The organism is Methanocorpusculum bavaricum DSM 4179 (genome assembly GCF_000430905.1).
Classification (GTDB): domain Archaea; phylum Halobacteriota; class Methanomicrobia; order Methanomicrobiales; family Methanocorpusculaceae; genus Methanocorpusculum; species Methanocorpusculum parvum.
In genome coordinates, this window is record NZ_AUMX01000016.1 from 1 (window position 1) to 20872 (window position 20872).

Consider the following 20872-nt stretch of genomic DNA (forward strand, 5'->3'; position numbering starts at 1 on the left):
TTTCTTTCTTATAGGCACACAGTTGTTTTTCTACGACATAATCACAAAAACACAACCGTATGAAAGGAATCAGCGGTCATTTCAATGAATGTCCGCATCGCCACAATACCAACGTCAGGACCAACAATCACTCCGGGAAACCCGGATGATTCGCGTTTTGTCCTCCACTTAAACAGCTCTACTATATCAGCATCGAATGCTTATATAGTCTTCGAACCGCATTCCGGAAAACTCAGGCATCAGAAGCCGGAGAACCCAAAAGGCAGTTCGAGAGCCTTGCGAGGTAACATAGTTACCTCCAATCACTTATAAACCCACCGAATCAAAGCAGGCATGCCCCGCCGGAAGAAACCGGCAGGACAAGGCTTGGATCGTGCGTCTTGTGAGGTAATAATGTTAGGCAAACATACATATAAACACACCGAAATCACACCCAAAAACCCAGTGCTGAAAGCACGATCGAACCGAGCATCAGAACAAACCCGATAAGACACAAAATCAGCAGAACATCCAGAACTATGATCCAAAAATTACGCTCTTTTTTAACTCTTCTCTGCAAAACCATCTGAAATCACCACCCACAAATCGCCAAAAAATTCATCCTGCTCCAGATCGACCCGTCCGCTCTGAACGAGAAAAAGGCAGGGAAGATATACAAAATACAACGGCCAGTGAAGGACCCCGGTAAGTTCAAACAACGAAACCCCTGGATCGCGCGCATCAGGATGCGACCTGACGACCTCGTATATCCGCTCCGCCATATGCTCATAATCCTCATCATGCGCGATACCCACAACCTCTTCGGCATTCGGCTCCTCAAACAACTCATCCTCGGAATCGATATACCGCCGCCGCCTCAAACGCCGGCGCTCCGCCTTTTCTGCAAGTTTCAGCTGTTTGATCAGCTCATACAGCGTAACCGGACGCTTGCGCGCATCCTTGCGCTTAAGCCTGCGGTCGATCTCACGCTCGAGAAGCTCGATCGGACCAAGCGCCCGCTCCAAAACGACATCGCCCTCCGAAAACGGATCTGACCCGTCATCAGCACACACATCTTCAAACGCCGCTTCATCCTCCTGCCCATCGAGCAGCTCGGACTTCATCCGAAGCAGAACGGAGGCGTAAAAAATCGTCCGGCCGGAGATCATCAGATCAAGCTCCCGCCGGTGTTCGAGCTCGCTCAAAAATCTTTCCGTAACCTCAACAATATCAATATTCCATGGATCGATCTCCCCCCGCTTCGCCAGCTGATACAAAATCTCCACTGGCTCTTCAAGCTTCCCTGCAGAAATTTCTTCAGCCATTCACCTTCACACCAGTTACAAGCGTACTCTTATCACTCATACGCAGAGTCACGCCCACCATCCGGTCAGCCGCCTCGATCATCGGTTTTCTATGAGAAACTATCACAAACTGACTTTTCGTACAGATATCACGGACCATCTGGGACAAACGCTCCACATTCACCCCATCCAGATTGGAATCCACCTCATCCAGCGCATAGAACGGAGCCGGCATAAACTGCTGGATCGCAAAAATAAACGAAAGGGTCGTCAGCGACTTCTCGCCCCCAGACATAAGATTCAGCCGGGTCACCTCTTTACCCCGCGGCGAAACCTCAAAGGTCATGCCTCCCTGAAACGGATCTTCATGATCATCCAGAACCAGATGACCCGCACCATCATTCAGCCGGGAATAGATGTCCTGAAAATGCAGATTTATCCCGGTGTAAGCCTGCATGAACGCATCGAACTTCATCTGCCGGAAACTGTCGATCTTGTCAAGAAGCGCCTGACGTTCGCGTGAAAGGGTTTCCTTCTTATCGGTCCGCTCGGTAAAACGCTTCTGGACCTCATCATACTGCTCGATCGCGCGCATATTCACATTTCCAAGCTTTCTTACCGCACGTTCCGTCGTCGCGACCCTGTCGAGGATCTCCTCCATAGAAAGATCGCAGACGATCTCCTCCTTGATCGAGCCCTTGATTTCAGACATTTCCAGTGCCAGAGAGGCGGATTTCTCATCGAACGCAGTTATCTGCACATTGCATCTCTCCTCATTACCCTGCAGGGTCACGATCCTCATCTGTGCTTCATCCGCTGCACGCTGAACTCGGTTCCGCTCTTCGGTAAGCTGCTCGATCTCACCGGTGAAAGCCTTCATCTCGGCCTCGAACGCCGCGATCACAGATTTGGCAGCATCGGCCGCGGCATAACACCCCGCGACCTCCGTATCGATCGCCGCATTCTTGGACTCGAGAGCGGACCGTTCTCGCGTAAGCTGCTCCACATTCTGTTTGAAATGCTGACGCTCAAGATTCAGGCCGGCAAGATCGTTCAGCTTGTTCTCATACCGGCGGGACGTATCATTGTAACTCGACTGCGCCTTCTGCAGTTTATCAGTAAGAAGATTGAACTCATCCTCATTCAGAACCGAGCGCAGTTCACCCACCCTCCGATTCAGCACCTCAAGCTCATCAGAAAGAGCATCGACGCGGGTCTCCAGTTCTGCTACCTGATGCGCCGTTTCCTTCTTATCACGCTCCGTCTCCTCCAAAAGACGGGAGGCGCGGAGCTCATCATCAGCGATCTTGTCAAGGATCCGGTTGCAATCACTAATTTTAAGTTCGAGCTTAACGATCGCTGCATCACACTCGTTTCTTTCGGCACGGAGCCCTTCGGCAACCGACCGGTGACGCGACTCCGCGGCGGCAAGATCGGCTTCATCATTGCGCAGATCGGCAAGTTTGGCAGAGATATCAGCAGACTCACGATCGACGGCGACGCCAAACCCGCGAAGATCCTTACGGATCGAGCCGCCCGTCATGGCCCCGCCCCTCTCGAGCAGTTCGCCTTCCAGAGTAACCATCCGGTACCTGCCCATCAGCCGGCGTCCTGCGTCCAACGTCTCAACAACGACAGTCTGGCCAAAAACCAGATTGAACGCATCACGATATGCCGGATCGAAATCGATCAGATTGATCGCATAATCCACGACCCCGTTACCGGCGAGCGGAGAGAGAGGGGGCTGAGGCTTCATCTTATTGAGAGGAAGAAGAGTCAGACGGCCAAGCCGTTCATCCTTGAGATATCTGATTACATCGGCCGCTGTCTGATCCGAGTCGACAACCACATTATTCAGACGGCCGCCAGCGGCGATGTTCAGCGCCAGTGTGTATGCAGAGTCGATGACTTTTCCAAGGCTGGAAACGGTGCCAAACACACCGTCCATACCAAGAACCGCTGAGATGGTCCGGTCCGTAGCACCGGAAACCTGCTGATGAGCCTCGATCTGCATCTGTTTTTTCGTGAGTCTGGCGATCTCTTCCCTAAGAGGTTCGAGAGCCTTGCGTGCGCCAAGCATCGCCCGCTCTGTTTCACCGATCTGTTTGTCAAGGAGCCCTTTATTTTTTCCGGCTTCCAAAAGATCGCGTTCAAGAGCTGCGATCTCGGCCTGTTTCTCGGAACGTTCTTCTGCCAGAGAACCCTGCTCCCTCTGCAGCTTTTCCAGTTCCTGCGCACGGACCCGGCTGCGTTCGATTATGCCGTCCCTTTGAATGACGATCGAACCGCGCTCCTCTTTCTTCCCCTCGACCTGCCGCATAAGATCGACCAGTTCGGCCTGGGCACCTTTTGAGTCGCGGCTGCATTTACTGACGAGCTCGTGGGCTTTTTCAAGCGTCTTTTTCTGTGCCTCAAGCTCCATCGCCAGATTTGCTTTGTCGATCTGGAGCGTCTGGGACTCGCGGATCTTGTCATTGAGAGTGTTCTGGTTCTTCTGAAGTTCGAGATAGAGACGGTTCATCTCGGCAAGATTGCTCTCTTTTTCCTTTTTTCTGCGGAGGATCGTCTCTTCAGCAACGCGGATATTGCCTTTCTCTGCCTCGATCCCGCCGATGATCCGCATATAGGCAGGCCCCTGTTTATGACTGATCTCCTTATCGATCTCGTGAACATCTTCGAGACGTGCATTTTTCTCGTTTTCCTGCAGGGAGATGTCATTGCGGATACCCGCACGTTTTTCCTCCTGCTCGGCCCGTGAATGGGCGATGAGCCCAAGTTCACGTTCGAGATCACGGAGGCGGACGATCTGCTTTGCAGCCCTGAAATACTCAAGTTCCGCCTGAAGTTTCTGATATTTGACCGCATCTTCACGGGCATCGGCAAGCTCCTCCAACTGTTTGGCATAGGAGGCAAGAAGGATCTCTTCGCGGTCGATACTCGCGCGAACCTGTTCAAGCTCTACGAGGGCCTGTTCCTTTTTATCATCAAACTCAGCAACGCCGGCGATCTCATCGATGATCTTTCTGCGTTCCAGATCGCTCATGTCCATAATCCGGGAGATATCCCCCTGCATCACGACATTGTATCCATGGGGTTTTATGCCGCGTTTCGAAAGATACTCAAGGATCTCCGTCTGAGAACAGGTTTTTTCATTGAGATAGTAATAACTGTAATAGCCGTTTGCCGTCCTTTTGATCCGCCGGCGGATCCTTGTATCATCCGAAAAGGTGAGGGTGACCTCAGCGGTGTTTTTGCCGGACATCGTATTGATAAAATCAGTAAGCTTTTCCGCACGAAGATTTCGTGAAGTGGATAACGACAAAACAAAGAGGATAGAGTCGATGATATTGCTTTTTCCCGAACCGTTCGGCCCGGAGATTACAGTAAATCCTTCATAAAAAGGGATTTTGGTCTTTCTGGAAAAAGACTTGAAGTTGTCGATCTCAACCTGGACGATATGCACGAATGAACTCCGTTAACGTTTGATTTCCACAGTATCATCATCATCGGCTTCTATTACTGCTGACGAGTCGGCACGAATCGATAATGAGTGGGAAGAACGGGACGGATTGTATCCGGTACCTGCGATGATAACACTGTGATCAGCCGTTTTCTTCCTTTTCTGGATGGTGCCGTCCTGCTGCATGACATACTCAAACTCACCGGGTTTCAGATTTTCTACCGGGACTTCAGGAGCAGAAGGAGCGGCCGCCCGTGTCGGCTCGGGAGCGGGAGAAGGGGTCGGGCGGCTCATGCGCGGAGCTGGAGCATCCGCGACCGTTCGTCTGACCGGGGATGTGATCCGGGAGGAAGGTTCCGCCGCACGGACCGGAGCAGGGTCTGCCATCGGTTCGGCGACGACCTCACCCCTTTTCACACCAAATCGGGAACTTTCGGGATGACTTTTTACGGGAGTTCCGCCGAGTTTTTCCACCTGGGCGCCAAGTTTGCGTGTAACTGACTTCAGATCCAGCAGCTCTTCGGTAAGTCCTTTGACCATGATCTCAAGTTCACGGATCTTTCGTTCAAGTCCCTCGATATTTTCCGATTTTTCCACCATGACCTGGGCAGACTCCTGTTTGCCGGCGAGCCCGCGTTCCTGCTCGGCAAGTTCATGCTCTAAGAATTTCATTCTGGTATCCATGACTACATCTATCCTGTAAAATAATTAATAGGTTTTTCAGTGCCCATTGTATAATACACTTGTGTATCGACCGGGCAAAAAAACACAGATGAAGAACAGAATCAGAAGATAGCCGAAAAATAGGAGTGATCCGGGAGACGCATCAGACCAGCCGGTATGTCTCAAGGTTCTGTGGAGACACGGTCTGGATATGGAATTTTTTATAGATGGAACTCGCGAAGTCGATCGTCTTGGACTCTTCGCCATGGATCGTAAACACACGCTCGGGTTTCGGCTGAACGTACTGAACATAGTTCATCAGCTGCTTGCGGTCAGCGTGACCGGAAAAACCCTCCACCGTCTGGATCTCCATATTGATAACGATCGTGCCGCGTTTGCCGATCGGCACTTCACGCCAGCCTTTCTGGATACGGCGGCCGTAGGTTCCTTCCGCCTGATAGCCGACAAAGATGATCATATTCTTCGGCGACTCAGCCAGGTTGCTCAGATACTCGATGACCGGACCGCCGTTCATCATACCGCTCGTGGAAATGATCACACAAGGATCTTCCGAGAAGATGACCTGCTGACGTTTATCATAGGAGTCCACCTGCTCGAAACATTCCGCGAGGAACGGATTATAATTGTCCCGGAAGATAAGGTTGCGAAGATCGGTATTAAGGTACTCGGGATATGCCGTGTGCATAGCGGTTGCTTCCTTGATCATACCGTCGAGATACACTTTGCACTTCGGGATGCGGTTGTTTCTCATACCTTCTTCGATGGCGAGCATAAGTTCCTGGGACCGTCCGACGGCGAACGCCGGGATCAGAACTTTCCCGCCGCGGCCGAGCGTCTCGTTGATGACCTCATACAGACGCTCTTCCGCCTCGACCCTTGACGGGGAGAAGTCGTCCGAACCTCCGTAGGTACTTTCGATGATAAGTGATTCCAGACGCGGGAACTGGGACACGGCAGGATTGAACAGCCTGCTTTTTCCATAGAACAGATCGCCGGTGAAAGCAACATTGTACACGCCGTTGCCGACATTGAAGTGAGCGATCGCCGAGCCTAAGATATGCCCGGCATTGTGCAGAGTCAGTTTCATGTCAGGGGCGATATCGGTGACATCCCCATAGCCTAAGGCAATGGTATGTTTCACAAATTCACGGATCTCGTTCGATGAGTAGGGAGGAGCACGATCCTCTTTGTTGTTCACATCCAGATAATCCAGCTGAAGCATCGTCGCAAGATCACGGGTGGCGGGCGTTGTGTAGACCGGGCCGTCATATCCGTATCTAAAGAGGAGCGGGATAAATGCCGAGTGATCGAGATGGGCGTGGGTCAAAACAACGGCATCCAGATTATTGAACGGATAGATCTCCGGAACATTGAGATACGGAGACGAGGCGGCGCCGGTTGCGCCGGGAGATTCCCCGCAGTCGATCAGGACTTTGCTTTCCGGTGTGCTCAGCAGGAATGCCGCACGACCGACCTGACGGCAGCAGCCGAGTGTTGTCATGCGGAGCCACTGGTCGTGGTCTCTGCCGGTATAAATTGAATCGCGATGGATCCGTTTTCCGCAGCGACGAAGGAACTCCTTTCTTTCATCACGCGATTCCCTGAGATACTGACGAACCTGTTTGATGGTCACGGAAGGGATCGGCGGGGTCCGGGCAGCCTTCGGCGTCCATCCTGTTTTCATCGTAATGTCGCGAAGGGTTGAACCGTTTTTGCCGATGACGACACCGGGCTTTTCGGCCTCGATCAGGACCTCGCCGGTATCGGTATCAAAAAAGATATCCGTGATCCCTGCGGTCTCCGGCACAACGGCCTTGATCATGTCATATGCTTCTTCCGTATCTCCCAGGATATTGGGGCGGACAACGATACGTTTGCGTAAATCGCGGGCAAGCGTTTTTATGAGATCATGATCCTCAGCAAACCGTTTCGGGTCATCAGTATAGATGACCATCTCCGGACCTTCAAATTCAACATCCGTTACTGTAACTCCGCGTGGAACTTTTTTATTAATAGTTACTTTGAGTTCTTTGAGTCTGTCTTCAACCTGCATAAAATTCGTTTCCAAAAAAGTAAGATTATTTTGCCGGGGGCAGATACCCGGCTATTTTATCCTCCGGAAGATACTCGAACTTCTCCGGGGTTATTATCACCACATTGTATCCCTCTCCGGAGGCCGAGTCACGAAGCATTGCCGCACGCAGAGCGCGGACAGCGAGTTCAATAGCTTCATTTTCGGTCATACCGGGTTTGAACCGATCTTCTAATACACCATACGCAGTCAGAGATCCCGAGCCGGTAGAGACAAAGTGCTCCTCAAGCGTTGCCCCACCGGCAGCATCGACGGAGTAGACCGAGGGTCCGCCGGTATCGACGCCGCCGACAAGGAGTTGAACATAGTATGGTGAAAAGCGGTTCTGATTCAGATAATTGGAGAGGATCGTGGCTGCTGCTCCGACACTGATCTCCTGACCTCTGCGGATCTCATAGAGGTTGCATTCAACGTTGATGATTCTGACAAGCTGCTGGGCATCCCCAACCCCACCGGCGATTGTCATACCGATCTTATCAGTGATGGCATGTACTTTCTTTGCTTTCTTGCTGGCGATCAGATTACCCATCGTTGCCCGCCTTTCGGTAGCAAGGATGACGCCGCCATCAAATACAATACCCACTGTGGTGGTTCCCGTTTTAACGTCCTGGTGTTCTTGTGACATGAGAAACCTCAAATTAAGGTACGCTGCAAATTCATAAAACGCTGTTTACATTGAAACAGCTAAAAGCGCTAATACTTAAATGTACGCAAACTATGATAAACTTGCCGACTGGGAACAAAAAAAATTACAGAGCCCAGGTCTGCATGTCGCGGGCGGCATGTTCATAGTCCCAGGGGATCTTATGACTCATATGGACGCACCAGAACTCTTTTGGCGCCAGATCACCGGCAAGTCTTTCGGCATCTTCGATGTTCATATGTTTGGTGATGTTCACTCCCGGCGGGAAAATCCCGTCAAGCAGTAAAAGATCGGCGCCTTTCATTTGTTCAAGCGATGCTTCGGAGAGTTCGGCACGGGTGTCACAGGAGTAGACAAATGTTTTGCCGTCTGCAGTGATCCTAAGTCCGTATGTCGGCGTGTCGTGAACGACCGGAAAGAGCGTAACTTCCATACCGCAGATCTCTGTCGGCTCAAACGGGGTGACCGGGTGTTCTTCATGAGGAATGAAGGAGAAGATACCCCCGCAGTACGCCAGAACCTCGGGCGCACCATACACCGAGATCGGCTCCCGCTGGACCCGGTAAAAATCACCGAATCCCATGAAGTGATCGTAATGACCATGGGTCCAGATGACGGCATCGATCCGCGGAGAGCCGGCTGCCAGCAGTTGGGCACGCATATCCGGGCCTGTGTCGATCAGGAGATGAAAACCCTTATGCTCGATGAGGAGCGAGGTCCGAAGCCGCTGTTTTCCGGCTGCCTTTGCCTCGCAGCATATCGGGCAATCGCAACCGATCTTTGGCGTGCCCACAACATCCCCGGTTCCAAGCGCCGTGATCTTCATCTCAGGCACACCCGCTGCGGACCAGATTTCTGCGGTTGACCAGTTCCATTCCCGCATTGACGTCGGCCTCATTGATCTCCTTTCTTCCTGCCAGAAGGGCTGAAACGATCGCTTCGGTGAGCATCATCCTAAGATCTGCACCCGAAAAGCCCTCGGTCCGTGCCGCAAGCGTCGTAAAGTCGATCGTGCAGGGAATATCTGATGCCACATGATTAAGGATCGCTTCCCTCATGCCTGCATCGGGCAGGGTGAAGGTGACGACCTCATCGAACCGGCGCCAGGCGGCCTCGTCGAGCATGCCTGCGTGATTCGTTGCGCCGATCAGCAGTACCTGATCTTTGATCAGATTTATGTGGTCGATACATTTGAGAAGGGTGTTGACCCCGCGTTTCATCGTGCCGTTGTCATCTGAGATACGGGTCTTTGCGATGTAGTCGAACTCATCGATGAAAAGAATGCACGGGGCAATCTTCTTTGCGAGATCGAAGATCCGGTCAATGTTCTTCGAGGTCTCACCAAGATACTGGGAGGTGATCATCGAAAGACGGACTTCAAGGACCGGCATGTGGACCGACCGCGATAACGCGAGGGCAAATGAGGTTTTTCCGGTTCCCGGCGGACCGACCAGAAGGATCCGGCCAAGTTCATAGATGCGGTGGCTTCTGAGAAAATCCTGATTTTCAAGAGATATCTGAACTTTTCTCACGATGCCGAGCTGATCAGGGGTGCAGACCAGATCAGAAAGGGAGAACTCGATCTCTTCCGGGGCATACGGGACCACAAGATCTGCGGCCTCCTTGAACGACTCGGACTTTTCGGTGATCGCGGCAAGTTTTCCGGTGAGGTAGGCAGCTGTATCTTCAAAGAGCGGGATATTGGCACGGGCTTTTTTATAATTGACATCCTGTTCGCCTGCCGTCTCCAGAGCAAGGGTAAGCGCCGGATTCTGCATAAGTTTTGCCGGACCAACATGCCGGTAGTACCATTTCAGTGCCGGCGTAAAGGCAGTGACCGAAAACTGCCCGAGGTCATTGCATAAGAGATAGGAGTTTTTCTCATCCTGAATAATACGGCGGGCAGCAAGGGTCGGGAGATAGGATTTTAACACGCCTTCTTTTATTACAACCGGGCGGGCGATGACTCCCGGAGATTCGGTGCAGAACATCTGCCGGATCGATACGGGGAGATCATTGACTTCTAAGGCAGGATTGGTGTTCACCACTTCTGCGGTAAGAACGATCTCGGTCAACTGCAAAAGTCCGGGGTCTATTGATATTGGATCCATGATATTCCATATATATGCGTGTGAAAAAAGTATAAGCCTTCGTGTGATGGACACATCTGAAAAGAAAACCCATACACCGGATTCAGAATAAACGGTATGTATTCAGGATGAGGGCATACTATTTCACCTCAGGCAACCAAACTCATAGAATAATGAATGAGCATCCGCGTGTTTCTGATATCCTCAATCAGGTAAGGGATGGAATACTTGATCCTCAAACTGCAGAAAGCAGGCTCACCGCCATGGCAGTGACCAGGGTCGGCGATGTGGCAAATCTGGATATGGAACGATGCAGCAGGTGCGGGATGCCGGAAGTTGTTCTGGCAGAAGGAAAGGATACCGACTCGCTCGTTAAGATCATGCATAGTTATGTACTGGCTTCAGGGCGGTGTGTAGCTTCACGCATAACGTCAGACCAGGTGAAAGCAGTGTGTCAAAAACTCCCTGACGGCATCACCGCAGAAATCAGGGAACCGGGGGGTATCCTGATACTGTCGGATGGTACCAAACCCATCCCCTCCGGTGGGACCGTCGGCATCATGACCGCCGGAACATCCGATATCCGGGTCGCTGAAGAAGCACGGTCGATCGCGGAGGAGATGGGTGCACGGGTCATCACCTCGTTCGATGTAGGTGTCGCGGGGATCCACCGGCTGATCCCGGCTCTGGAAAAACTTCGGGAGGCCGATGTGTATGTGGTCTGTGCAGGACGGGAAGGAACACTGCCTTCAGTGGTTGCCGGACTGGTAGACAAACCGGTGATCGGCGTTCCGGTAAGTACCGGATACGGGTATATGGGACAAGGGGCGGCCGCTCTCGCCAGCATGCTTCAGTCCTGTGCAGTAATCACCGTGGTAAATATCGATGCAGGATTCACTGCAGGGGCATTCGCAGCCAGGATCGCGGCACTAATCGGTGAAAAGAAATGAAGAGAGGATTGTATGTCGGACGATTTCAGCCGTTCCATAACGGTCACAAAGCAGTGATCGACGGCCTCGCGCAGGAAGTGGATGAGCTGATCATCGGTATCGGCAGTGCAGATATCAGTCACGATATTCGCCATCCGTTTACTGCAGGAGAACGGGTGCTGATGATCACCCGTGCCCTGAACGGTCTTGAAATCCCTGTGTATGTTATCCCTCTTGAGGATGTGAAGAGAAATGCTCTCTGGGTAGCTCATGTCAAGTCGATGGTCCCGCCGTTTGATACGGTGTACACATCCAATCCGCTGGTGATCCAACTTTTCAAAGAAGCCGGTATCCCGGTGTTGTCCCCGCCGATGTACCTTCGTGAAAGTTTATCTGGAACAGCGGTCAGAAATAAAATGTATCAGGGTGAAGCCTGGGAAGAATACCTGCCCGCGGAAGTTGTCTCGGTGATCAAAGAGATTCATGGAATAGAACGGATGCAGCAGATTACAAAAAGTGATTGAATAATTTTTTACAAGAGTATCGTGCGGTTCGAAGAGTAATACGAATGAGAGCGGTATTAGAGTGGTTGTCACCCCGCAAAGCCCTCATAAAAGATGCGTTTTATTCAGTCACTTTTATCCATAGATGGAGATCACGGTAAGCAGCCGCCATTTTAGCCTCTGCCGACGCTCCAATATCAGGTACCGTCTCATTATACAAAAGGAACTCCAGACGGTTGTACCCGGGATCGTAGATCGTAAAATTATACATCTCCAGATACGTCGAGTTATCGGCGACATCTACCGAAAAGCGATCAAGGACCTTCGACGAATGAATGACCGATGAGTTCGTTGCCGAGTCCCACTCAGCATTCAAAAGCAGGGTTTCAACCGTATAGGTCACATCCCGATACTCATGATTTCCGATACCGACCCAGACAAACTGTTCTGAGCCGGCAAAAAACTTCTCAGGATAGTCGTCAGCCATTTTATCCGCTCCCAGGATATAGAACTCAGTAAACTTCTCACCATCCTTTGGAAATGCGATCACATAGACAGTTGTCACTGCCGCCACAACAATTGCCGCGATCAGGATCCAGGAGAGCGCCTTATCCAGCTTTGAACTTTCCTTTGGGAAAAACTCGGATTTAAGAGCAGGTTTTACCTGCTCAAAAGGCACAGCAAACCGCTCCTCTTCAGGAACCGCGGCGCGCCGGTATATGGTGATGATCATCATAACGAGAATGAAGATCACCAGGGAGGTAACGATCGGATCGAGCCGGATCCCAAAGGGAGTATAATTTAACACAAGACCAATCAGCGGGACTACTGCAATCGAAAGACCGACCGAGAGAGCAAACCGTTCGATACCGTCAATCGACTTTTTCTCAGGAAACAATGCAGCGATCAGAACATAGCCCGGGATGAACAGGATCACCGGCACAGAAAATATTACGCGGAGAAATGTTTCGTTGAGGACTGGAACATAGATCATAGCCACAGTAAGCACGAGCCAAACCAGAATCACCGCCAGATCCTTGGGGAAGTTCTTCGGGTCTGCCATACTGGCAAGTGTCGCAGCTAGATCTTTTTCCGGCATATCTGGATGTATTATTCGTGGTAGAGTATTATGAGGCTTGCGGGACGCCTCAAAGGGCGAGATCCCAAGCAGACGCACGTCTTATCTGGTCGTCAGCTATTTCTCGTAGAAATCATAATATCTACTATAATGTCAGACGCTTCGCTGGTTTTGGCCGCCAAAGAAAAAACGGCCCTTCATGAGTATGATGCAGCCGAAAAACTGTATCGTGCCTGTCTTGAGGAGAATCCAACAGATCCGGATGTATGGATACTCCTCGGCGATGTCCTCATAACCCAACAAAAATATTATGAAGCGATTGAAGCATACGGCTCTGCGGTCGATACCGATATAGATAATCCTCGGTATCTTGCAGCACTCGGTGAAGCCTATGCAGAAATTCATCAGTATGCTGATGCCAAAGATCTTTTTGAGAGAGCAGCAACTCTTTCGAATGATTTCCACTATCAGTACAGAGTCGCTGATATGCTTGGCTACATGGGAAAACATGATGAGGCGCTCGTCATCTACTCCCTTCTCGCATCAAAATATCCCGAAGAAGCCGGCCTCTATAAACGAATGGCAACGGTCCATATCTATCTGAAACATTCAGATGAAGCTGCCGCCAGTACAAAAAAGGAACTTCAGCTCAGAGCTAAAGCTGTTGAAACGTCACCGGGTGCCATTAGCTGGTTCACGTATGCTGACGCTCTTTCACGGAGCGGTCAATGGAATGAGGCAAAAAAAGCATTTGACAAAGCCTTGTCCTATGAAGAGAATGCACAGACCCATTTGAGAATCGGAGACGCTTTGATAAAACTCGGCGAGACTGCCGGAGCTTTGGAGGCGTTTGCAAAAGCAGCAGCATTTGATAAACGTGATTTTGCCTTTCTGATGGAGCTTGCAGATCATCTGACGAAGATCGGACTGTATGAAGAGTCGATCCGATACTATACAAAAGCACTTGAACTTCGAAGCGTGCATGCGGATGCATGGGTCGGAATCGCCTATGATCTGCTTAAACTGGATCAGCACGATGAAGCGAAGGCATTTTTTGAGATGGCAAAGGCAACCGCCGCGATCCGTGAACTTCCCTGGGCAGACAAACTGCACAAAAGTGAAAAGACAAATGCTCTGGACACTGCATTTGCATAATAACAACCCAATAATTTCGAACAGCGTGATCCGGCATCGATCCCTCAGATGAATCGGTGAGATGCAGGAAATGCGATCTGCTCATGATCTTTTTTATTATCAAATGCGGTTGGTTCACGGCTCCTTCGAATCAGAGTATCTGAACACTATTCAATAATGTGACATCGTGAGGAGGTTGCATATTTTAGAATACTGACGAACGAAACCTGAACCGGCGTTTTAGACAAACAGGATCAGCATCATAACGATAAGCGCTGTTGCACCGACCAGATCGATCGAACTTGTCACCACAGGGACACCAAAGTTGTCCGGATCATACCCAAGGCGATAGGCGAGTGCTGCGGTAAAGTATCCCAGAAGATTCATCACTGTTATGACGATCATACCGGCGCTCAGAGACAGAAGGAGCATTGGAACAAGACCTGGCGTGGTGATCCCGCAAAGAACCGCGGCATAATGCGAAACGAGCCCCATCAATGGAAGAATCAGCAGGGCATACAGATAATTTTCAACGAAATGTTTCCAAACAAGACCCTGAGGAAAAACCTTGGCATCCACCAGACCCATATGCATCTCAGTACCTATACGCGATGTCAGGATCCCGCCGATCGAACCGCAGCCGTTCATGAAAGGCGAGATCAGAATCAGCACCGCGGCTGCTGCGATCAGGCTTTCAAGTCCGTTCGTGTACAGAACACCGGCAATTATTCCCAGAAGACACAGCGGGATCAAAAGAGGCAGACCTTCACGAAGAACATCCTTCATCGTCTTAGTAGCTCCGTGCATTGAGAATACTGCCCACATAATCAGAGCCAGAACTATGAGACCAAGAACTACTATTCCGATAACAGGCAGCTGCATGACGATAACGGCAGTTACGACCAGAAACGGGAGAGTGACAATATCGCCGAACGTGGTTACGACCGGAGCGCCCACCATATCAAGGTTCCAACTCTTTCTGTAACAGACAACAGAGATGAGTACACCAATCGCTGTGACGATCAAACCAGCAAGTGTTCCGGAGATTATAGAGATGATGATCATCTCAATGATTCCGATCACTTCTGTTCCGGTCAGAAGACAAATGAGTTTCCCAAAGCCGGCAAGAACTGCTGATATGATCACCGTAAGGATGATCGAGGATCGGAGATTGTCTCCCAGCTCCGTATCCCTGCCGAATTTAGCCTCGAACGCACCAAGGTGCATCGATGAGGAGAGGCGGGATGTCAGGATCCCGGCAATGGCTCCGCGCATATTGATCGACGGAGTGACCAGCACCATAAGGCCGGGGATCAGGATGAGGACCTGACTGACCGAACCAAGATAAATCCCCGCAATGAATGAAAGACCGACGCTAAGCAGCAGAGTCCACAGACCGGTGAAAAACTCGTCGTGCCCATGAAGGAAGTAACCCTTCACCTTCCCGGCTATCACCAACTTCATCCGGGTTCACCTCTTCCAAGCACATAATACTGTATTCATTGGTTTTTGCTACGTATGAAGGCTTTGCACCCTTCTCCTCATGCAAAGAATCTGCAGACCATGGTGTGAGAAGCGGAGCACACGCATGATACACACTCTATGTTTTAACATATCCAACAGCCTACAGATAACATAATGGCAAAAAAGCTGCGGATGAATATGTTTCTTTTCTGCTGTGCCCTTCTTGGAGCACTGCCTGTCGGTCTGATCCTTCTTGCCTTACTGAATATAACTCTTGGACAACTTTCGGATCCTGCATTTTTATGGCTGGTCGCGACAGAATCCGAGGTGATCGGGACGATCCTTCTGACCTTTTTTGCCGGGTTTTGTGCCGTCGTCATCCTAATGATCGTCGGAACACCGCTCGCATATCTTCTTGCACGATCTACTACCCGGACCGCAAAGCTGATCGGCACGATCATCGATCTGCCAGTAATGCTGCCACACACTATCGCTGGTATTCTTGTGTACCTTCTTTTCATGCCTAACGGCTGGATCGGAGCGCCGCTCTCGGCAATCGGCATAGCATTTCAGGATGCATTTCCCGGCATCGTAACTGCGATGCTGTTTGTTGCAACACCGTTTTATGTCAATACCGTCCAGGAGGGATTTGCAAAAGTCCCGGTCCATCTGGAAAATGCCGCACGGACATTGGGGGCCTCACCGTTCACCGTTTTTCGCACAGTAACACTGCCGATGACGCTGAGACACATCTCCAGCGGATCAGTTCTTGCCTGGGGACGCGGAATCAGCGAGTTCTCAGCAGTAATAATGATCGCCTATTATCCAATGGTTATCTCAACACTCATCTACAACAGATTTATGACCGGGGGACTGAAGGAAAGTAGCGCAGTCGCATTCACGATGATCGTCTCATGTCTGCTGATCTTCGGCATTCTCCGTTTCGCGGCCGGCCGTATCGGAGGGAAATATGATAGAGTTTGAGGATGTATCGCTTTCTCTCGGCGAGTTTTCCCTCAAGAATTTATCTCTGACGATCGATGACGGAGAGCTATGCGTGATCATGGGTCCATCGGGCGCCGGTAAAACGATAATTCTGGAGCTGATCGCCGGCCTGCATGATCCGGATACGGGTGTTGTCCGGATCAACGGAGTTGATGTGACAAATACACCTCCTGAGAAAAGGGGTATCGGCATAGTCTATCAGGATTATGCGCTCTTCCCCCACATGAGCGTGGAGGAAAACATCTGTTACGGGATGCAAAGGAAAAAAGTTCCGCCAGGGGAACAGAAAAGCGTGTGTCAGGATCTTGCCAAAACATTCGGCATCAGTCATCTGCTGAAGAGAAGACCGCTGACTCTTTCGGGAGGCGAAGCACAGAGGGTGGCACTCAGCCGGGCGCTTGCGGTGAAACCGTCCATCCTCCTCCTTGATGAACCCTATGCCGCGCTGGATAATGAAACACGCCGCGAATGTGTCGCCGATATGAAGAAACTGCATAGCGAGGGATTGACGATCATACTGGTTACCCACTCGCTTGAAGAGGCAAAGTCTCTCGGGACACGGATCACTGTAGTGAGGGGAGGGGAAGTGGTACAGACAGGAACTGCTGATGAGGTGTTTGCATATCCAAACGACGAGGCCACTGCAAGATTCCTCGGATTCGAAAACATCGCTGACGCGAAATTATTCGGTCTTGAAGGGAGGGTCTGTATACGAAGCGAGGATCTGATTCTTCATCAGAAAGAATCCAAAAACAGTTTGCCAGGAGTTATTCTCTCGACCGAAACCCGGGGGGCGCTTCGAACATGCCTTGTGGACACGGGCAGTGTGATTTTGACCGTAACTTCTGGAAAACGCGAGGGAGAGTATTCGGCTGGTTCACATGTCTTTGTGGAGATCCCGCCAGGGGCAGTTCATCAGATCGGTTTGGAAAACGCAACAAAAAATAGGTAAAATCTAGAGAGGGGCAGGATATCCTGTCCCGCCTTCTGCAAAAGCATCAAGCATAAACGTCAGGAATTTTTCCGCCTCCTCACGCTCCGGTGCATCGTATGGAATTGTAGCGGCATATACGACCGGGAGGCCGGTCCGTTTATTTCCAATTGTGGCAAACCTCTGGAAGCCAAGATAGACGACTGCATCATCATACACTGAAGCATACGCTTCATCACCCAGATTCACCTCAGGTTGAAGTTCCACATATCGCAGACCCTGGCCGATCGCCACACTTTTGTAATCAAACGCATAGTCGATCCCTCCCGACTCAAGAAGACTCATAAGAAACATACTCGCATCCCTGATCAACACCTTGCTGCCGCCCTCAGGCCGCAGAAGGACCGGAAGTTCAAGTGTCATGTCCCCGTCAGTCTTATTGATGATCAGATCCGGATTAAAACTCTCTCCTATCACCGAACCGAATAGACCTGGAACATCCAGCTGCTCTTCGGCAAGCATCATTACAAGAAGCGCCCGGTATCCTGCGGCATCAAGAGTCGGATTAGAGAATCCGACCTTCACATCGTCTCTTGAGAGTATCGAATACCAGTTCTTGGTGGTTATCTCATCAGCATAGGCACTCGCATTGGTGAATGCAAGAACCATTTCATTACGCGCAAAGGGTGTGTACCAGTCAGTATAGTTCACTCCGTTTGGCCCTTCGCGATACATCATATCAGGAATCAATGACTCATCAGCCACGACGATCAGATCGATCGGCCGATGAAGATCAGTTACCTGACGGATCGCCTGAATACTGCCGTGACCTTCGATCTGTATATCTATATCCGGATGAATGGCCTCATATTCCTGCTCGATTTCAGCAAGCGGAAGAAGGAGGCTGCCTGCAGGGACCACCTTCACCACGGTGTGTTCATCTGAAATACAACCGGAACCGGCCGTAAACAGAATGATCAGAAATCCAATTGCCAGATAACCGCGTTTATCCATGGATCTCGATCCGGTCAACCCATTTCACCCAAAGGCTCCCTTCTGTAATTACATCCGGTTCGGCCGTCATAGTCGCCACACGCAGCGGACCGCCGTCATCATACGGATACGGGGCGCCGTCAGCGGCATACATCAAAATCGGCGTCATGGTTGCCGGATTTTTCATCTCCTTCAGGTTTGCATCCAGACAGAGGAGATCCTCACCCAGCAGCTGTTCATAGGAGAACACCCAAAGATAACCGTCAGCTGCGGATACATGCACAGTCTGTCCTTCATGAACGCCTCCGACCTGATTCAGCAGTTCGATCAGCGGCACGCCGGTTATGTTATAGGGTCCGTATTTTATCCCGACTGTGGAAACAGCATATCCGTTTCCGTTTACTGAGGGTAGGGAAGCGATCTCTGAAACCGTCATCACCTTTTCGTTACCGTCCGCACCAACAAGCGTCAGCGGCCAGTCAATTTCTGCATAAGGATCACTGATGCATCCTGCCGCACATATGCATGCAAAGATCACAAGGATCAAAAGAAGGTTTCTCATGAACGCCTCCTGAGAAGGACTCCGCCAAACATTCCGGCTATAACTGAGCCAAAGAAAAGCGGAGAGGATGCAGCCTTAGTTGGAACTGGAGTCTGAGTCGTCATAGACTTCGCCAGAACCCCGGTCTCACCAGTATAGCCTCCTTCGTAGACCCGAATCTCACTGACCCATTTGACTGTCAGACCGCTGGTTGAGGGATAAAGACCTTCATAGAAATATACCGACTTTTCCGGCAAAGTCTCACGCATATCATTGTTGCCGAAGACATGAAGACCCTCAGGATTCACGGAGTCATCAGCAAGGAAGACGAGCCGCATTCCCAGAAAATAACCTTCTTTTCCAGGATAGCCTACACCTTGACGCTCACCGACGCCGGAAACATCCTCACCCACATACCAGCAGACGGTGGCCGGACCCTGGCGTGCCGGAGGTTCATAGATCGTTGAGTAACCATATTCAACATGGTAACCATCAACAGCGACGATCATAACATCATCATTCTCGGTCATACCGCCGATGAGATCACAGAGATCCTTAACAGCAGTACCCTTCACCGCCCCCCGATCCTTGAAGTTCCCGGTTTCATTCACATCCCAGCGTCCCTCCAGCTCGTCAGTAAATACCGGACCCTGATGATAATAATGTGTGGAACCGTCGCCCTGAACAGGGAGATTGGCTTCCATCCACTGGTAATCAATGGTTTTTTCCTCAAGAACGGTACCGTTCTCTGCGATGCGAAGCAGATGCAGCTCAGTTGTCGCACCTGAAGGACCTGCTGCGGCAGCTGACACGAGACAGAAGACGGCAAGCAGGGTTAGTAGAATTATTCTGAGTTTCATGGATTTCTCCTGATAATAAAAATGGATACACATAGAAGTGCAAGAAGGGCACTTAGGCCGATAGGGGAGGAGACTTGAGCTGCAGTGCCAAACCGATCACCGATAGTGCCTTCGGGAAAGATCTTAGTTAAGGCACTGTTGTCTTCTGACGCTTCAGCGACCTTGAAAAAGGTCGAAGTGAACTCCGACCCTGAGACATCGACACGAACAAAGCCAAGCGTGTGGTAGATCGCTGCGATCTGCTCTTCAGCCGGTTGAGTGACCGGCGGATACAAAGGTGCCCCCCCAGCACCATTTGTCACATAAGTGACACCGCCGGAAACGTAGCGTTCATATGCATGCATATGGGCAGAGTATGTCGCAGCAACCTCTCCGGTTTCAAAAATTTTCTGCCAGATCGGGATCTGGGCAAGGGTCAGCCCGGTACGTTTTTGATCTGTTGTGTAAAATGGATGATGGAAAAAGGCAATCTTTGCCCCTGTATCTGCAGTTTCTTCAGAGAGCCAGACAGTCTGATCCTCAAACCTGGTCTGAGTCCATCCGTTCGTGTTTAACACAAGAAATCGCAGAGATCCGGCTGAGAACGCATACCAGTCTGGCATACCGAAGATCTCGTCATAGAGGGAGGAATGATCGTGGTTTCCCTGAACCGGAATGATAATCGTATTTGCATACAGATCGTGTCCAGCAGAAAAAAACTGATCCCACTCCTCAGGATCGTTTGCTTCGCCGGAGAAGTCTCCTAGGTGAACAACAAAAAGCGGGTGTTCTTTTTCGATAGCTAAAGCAACGACACCGTGACGTTCGATCTGTGTAAACGGCGGCTCGCTTCGCGTATCCCCGGAGACCACAAAGGTGTAATTCTCAGCACCAAATGTCCGAAAAGAGTAGGCTTCTGACCAGGAACCATTTACAAGAATCCTGTAGGAATAGGCGGTATCCGGGGTCAGATCTTGGATGCGGATATGATGATATGCTGCCGGATCCGAGGAGAAGAGCGAGGTAATTTCTCCCGAGGTGATCGCGACACCGCCTGATGCGTTTTCATACAAACAGTAATGAATCGTTACTGTCTCCTCATCCAGCGAAGTGATGTACGGACCCCAGCGGGGAAGTTCCGCAGCGGAAACCGCAGGAACCAATAGGAGGAGAAGCAGGATGAGGATGCCAAACCGTTTCATT

Annotated in this window: 18 protein-coding genes; 5 read left to right on the forward strand and 13 right to left on the reverse strand. The window is 50.8% G+C overall.

Annotated features, from left to right (window positions below):
• Positions 1-542: 542 nt before the first annotated feature.
• The 7 genes from H575_RS05640 to H575_RS05670 all read right to left on the reverse strand — a co-directional run bounded on the left by H575_RS05640 (position 543) and on the right by H575_RS05670 (position 10273).
• Positions 543-1304, reverse strand: coding sequence for a segregation/condensation protein A (locus H575_RS05640; protein WP_042699251.1), 762 nt, complete (start codon positions 1302-1304; stop codon positions 543-545).
• A complete protein-coding gene (smc, locus tag H575_RS05645) occupies positions 1297-4746 on the reverse strand; it encodes a chromosome segregation protein SMC (protein ID WP_042699254.1) in 3450 nt (1149 codons plus the stop codon). The genes H575_RS05640 and smc overlap by 8 nt, the downstream gene beginning before the upstream one ends.
• Before the next feature lie 12 nt (positions 4747-4758).
• Positions 4759-5415, reverse strand: a complete 657-nt coding sequence (locus H575_RS08960; protein WP_155897857.1) for a DUF7518 family protein — start codon at positions 5413-5415, stop codon at positions 4759-4761.
• A gap of 154 nt (positions 5416-5569) precedes the next feature.
• On the reverse strand, positions 5570-7480 hold the full coding sequence (locus tag H575_RS05655; protein ID WP_042699257.1) for a beta-CASP ribonuclease aCPSF1: 1911 nt from the start codon (positions 7478-7480) through the stop codon (positions 5570-5572).
• 25 nt (positions 7481-7505) lie between these two features.
• Positions 7506-8144: an archaeal proteasome endopeptidase complex subunit beta gene (psmB, locus tag H575_RS05660; RefSeq protein ID WP_042699259.1), complete on the reverse strand. Its 639-nt coding sequence runs from the start codon at positions 8142-8144 to the stop codon at positions 7506-7508.
• A gap of 124 nt (positions 8145-8268) precedes the next feature.
• A complete protein-coding gene (locus H575_RS05665; RefSeq protein ID WP_342664213.1) occupies positions 8269-9060 on the reverse strand; it encodes an MBL fold metallo-hydrolase in 792 nt (263 codons plus the stop codon).
• Positions 8990-10273: an ATP-binding protein gene (locus tag H575_RS05670; protein WP_042699263.1), complete on the reverse strand. Its 1284-nt coding sequence runs from the start codon at positions 10271-10273 to the stop codon at positions 8990-8992. Before H575_RS05670 ends, H575_RS05665 begins: the two co-directional genes overlap by 71 nt.
• A 152-nt stretch (positions 10274-10425) precedes the next feature.
• Between H575_RS05670 and larB the strand changes: the two genes are divergently transcribed.
• The gene (gene larB, locus H575_RS05675) at positions 10426-11202 is read left to right on the forward strand and encodes a nickel pincer cofactor biosynthesis protein LarB (RefSeq protein ID WP_042699267.1); all 777 of its coding nucleotides are present in this window, start codon (positions 10426-10428) and stop codon (positions 11200-11202) included.
• Complete coding sequence (locus H575_RS05680) at positions 11199-11705, forward strand: nicotinamide-nucleotide adenylyltransferase (RefSeq protein ID WP_042699269.1); 507 nt, start codon at positions 11199-11201, stop codon at positions 11703-11705. Before larB ends, H575_RS05680 begins: the two co-directional genes overlap by 4 nt.
• A 100-nt stretch (positions 11706-11805) precedes the next feature.
• Here H575_RS05680 and H575_RS05685 read toward each other — a convergent pair whose 3' ends face one another.
• Entirely contained in the window at positions 11806-12783 is a 978-nt protein-coding gene (locus H575_RS05685) for a DUF1616 domain-containing protein (RefSeq protein ID WP_042699272.1), read from the reverse strand.
• Positions 12784-12912: 129 nt separating this feature from the next.
• Here H575_RS05685 and H575_RS05690 point away from each other — a divergent pair, with 129 nt between their 5' ends.
• A complete protein-coding gene (locus tag H575_RS05690) occupies positions 12913-13917 on the forward strand; it encodes a tetratricopeptide repeat protein (protein WP_042699275.1) in 1005 nt (334 codons plus the stop codon).
• Positions 13918-14136: 219 nt separating this feature from the next.
• Here the strand turns inward: H575_RS05690 and H575_RS05695 are convergent, their stop codons facing one another.
• Positions 14137-15360, reverse strand: a complete 1224-nt coding sequence (locus H575_RS05695) for a magnesium transporter (RefSeq protein WP_081406682.1) — start codon at positions 15358-15360, stop codon at positions 14137-14139.
• A gap of 174 nt (positions 15361-15534) precedes the next feature.
• Here H575_RS05695 and H575_RS05700 point away from each other — a divergent pair, with 174 nt between their 5' ends.
• Entirely contained in the window at positions 15535-16344 is an 810-nt protein-coding gene (locus tag H575_RS05700) for an ABC transporter permease (protein ID WP_042699278.1), read from the forward strand.
• Positions 16331-17317 (forward strand): ABC transporter ATP-binding protein, encoded by a 987-nt coding sequence (locus H575_RS05705; RefSeq protein WP_042699281.1) that lies wholly within the window; start codon positions 16331-16333, stop codon positions 17315-17317. Before H575_RS05700 ends, H575_RS05705 begins: the two co-directional genes overlap by 14 nt.
• A 3-nt stretch (positions 17318-17320) precedes the next feature.
• Here the strand turns inward: H575_RS05705 and wtpA are convergent, their stop codons facing one another.
• Genes wtpA through H575_RS05725 form a run of 4 tightly spaced genes read right to left on the reverse strand, consistent with a single transcriptional unit; the run spans position 17321 to position 20871 of the window.
• The gene (gene wtpA / locus H575_RS05710) at positions 17321-18310 is read right to left on the reverse strand and encodes a tungstate ABC transporter substrate-binding protein WtpA (protein ID WP_042699284.1); all 990 of its coding nucleotides are present in this window, start codon (positions 18308-18310) and stop codon (positions 17321-17323) included.
• Complete coding sequence (locus H575_RS05715) at positions 18303-18851, reverse strand: molybdopterin-dependent oxidoreductase (RefSeq protein ID WP_042699287.1); 549 nt, start codon at positions 18849-18851, stop codon at positions 18303-18305. The genes wtpA and H575_RS05715 overlap by 8 nt, the downstream gene beginning before the upstream one ends.
• Positions 18848-19690, reverse strand: coding sequence for a hypothetical protein (locus H575_RS05720; RefSeq protein ID WP_042699290.1), 843 nt, complete (start codon positions 19688-19690; stop codon positions 18848-18850). Before H575_RS05720 ends, H575_RS05715 begins: the two co-directional genes overlap by 4 nt.
• Positions 19687-20871, reverse strand: a complete 1185-nt coding sequence (locus H575_RS05725; protein WP_042699293.1) for a purple acid phosphatase family protein — start codon at positions 20869-20871, stop codon at positions 19687-19689. Before H575_RS05725 ends, H575_RS05720 begins: the two co-directional genes overlap by 4 nt.
• Position 20872 lies beyond the last annotated feature (1 nt).

Coding starts and splice junctions, on each gene's coding strand:
- H575_RS05680 (WP_042699269.1), top strand. CDS start 11,199: ATGAAGAGAGGATTGTATGTCGGACGATTTCAGCCGTTCCATAACGGT.
- H575_RS05655 (WP_042699257.1), bottom strand. CDS start 7,480: ATGCAGGTTGAAGACAGACTCAAAGAACTCAAAGTAACTATTAATAAA.
- H575_RS08960 (WP_155897857.1), bottom strand. CDS start 5,415: ATGAAATTCTTAGAGCATGAACTTGCCGAGCAGGAACGCGGGCTCGCC.
- wtpA (WP_042699284.1), bottom strand. CDS start 18,310: ATGGATAAACGCGGTTATCTGGCAATTGGATTTCTGATCATTCTGTTT.
- larB (WP_042699267.1), top strand. CDS start 10,426: ATGAATGAGCATCCGCGTGTTTCTGATATCCTCAATCAGGTAAGGGAT.
- H575_RS05720 (WP_042699290.1), bottom strand. CDS start 19,690: ATGAAACTCAGAATAATTCTACTAACCCTGCTTGCCGTCTTCTGTCTC.
- H575_RS05695 (WP_081406682.1), bottom strand. CDS start 15,360: ATGAAGTTGGTGATAGCCGGGAAGGTGAAGGGTTACTTCCTTCATGGG.
- H575_RS05725 (WP_042699293.1), bottom strand. CDS start 20,871: ATGAAACGGTTTGGCATCCTCATCCTGCTTCTCCTCCTATTGGTTCCT.
- H575_RS05640 (WP_042699251.1), bottom strand. CDS start 1,304: ATGGCTGAAGAAATTTCTGCAGGGAAGCTTGAAGAGCCAGTGGAGATT.
- H575_RS05700 (WP_042699278.1), top strand. CDS start 15,535: ATGGCAAAAAAGCTGCGGATGAATATGTTTCTTTTCTGCTGTGCCCTT.
- H575_RS05705 (WP_042699281.1), top strand. CDS start 16,331: ATGATAGAGTTTGAGGATGTATCGCTTTCTCTCGGCGAGTTTTCCCTC.
- H575_RS05665 (WP_342664213.1), bottom strand. CDS start 9,060: ATGAGGCCGACGTCAATGCGGGAATGGAACTGGTCAACCGCAGAAATC.
- psmB (WP_042699259.1), bottom strand. CDS start 8,144: ATGTCACAAGAACACCAGGACGTTAAAACGGGAACCACCACAGTGGGT.
- H575_RS05715 (WP_042699287.1), bottom strand. CDS start 18,851: ATGAGAAACCTTCTTTTGATCCTTGTGATCTTTGCATGCATATGTGCG.
- H575_RS05670 (WP_042699263.1), bottom strand. CDS start 10,273: ATGGATCCAATATCAATAGACCCCGGACTTTTGCAGTTGACCGAGATC.
- H575_RS05685 (WP_042699272.1), bottom strand. CDS start 12,783: ATGCCGGAAAAAGATCTAGCTGCGACACTTGCCAGTATGGCAGACCCG.
- H575_RS05690 (WP_042699275.1), top strand. CDS start 12,913: ATGTCAGACGCTTCGCTGGTTTTGGCCGCCAAAGAAAAAACGGCCCTT.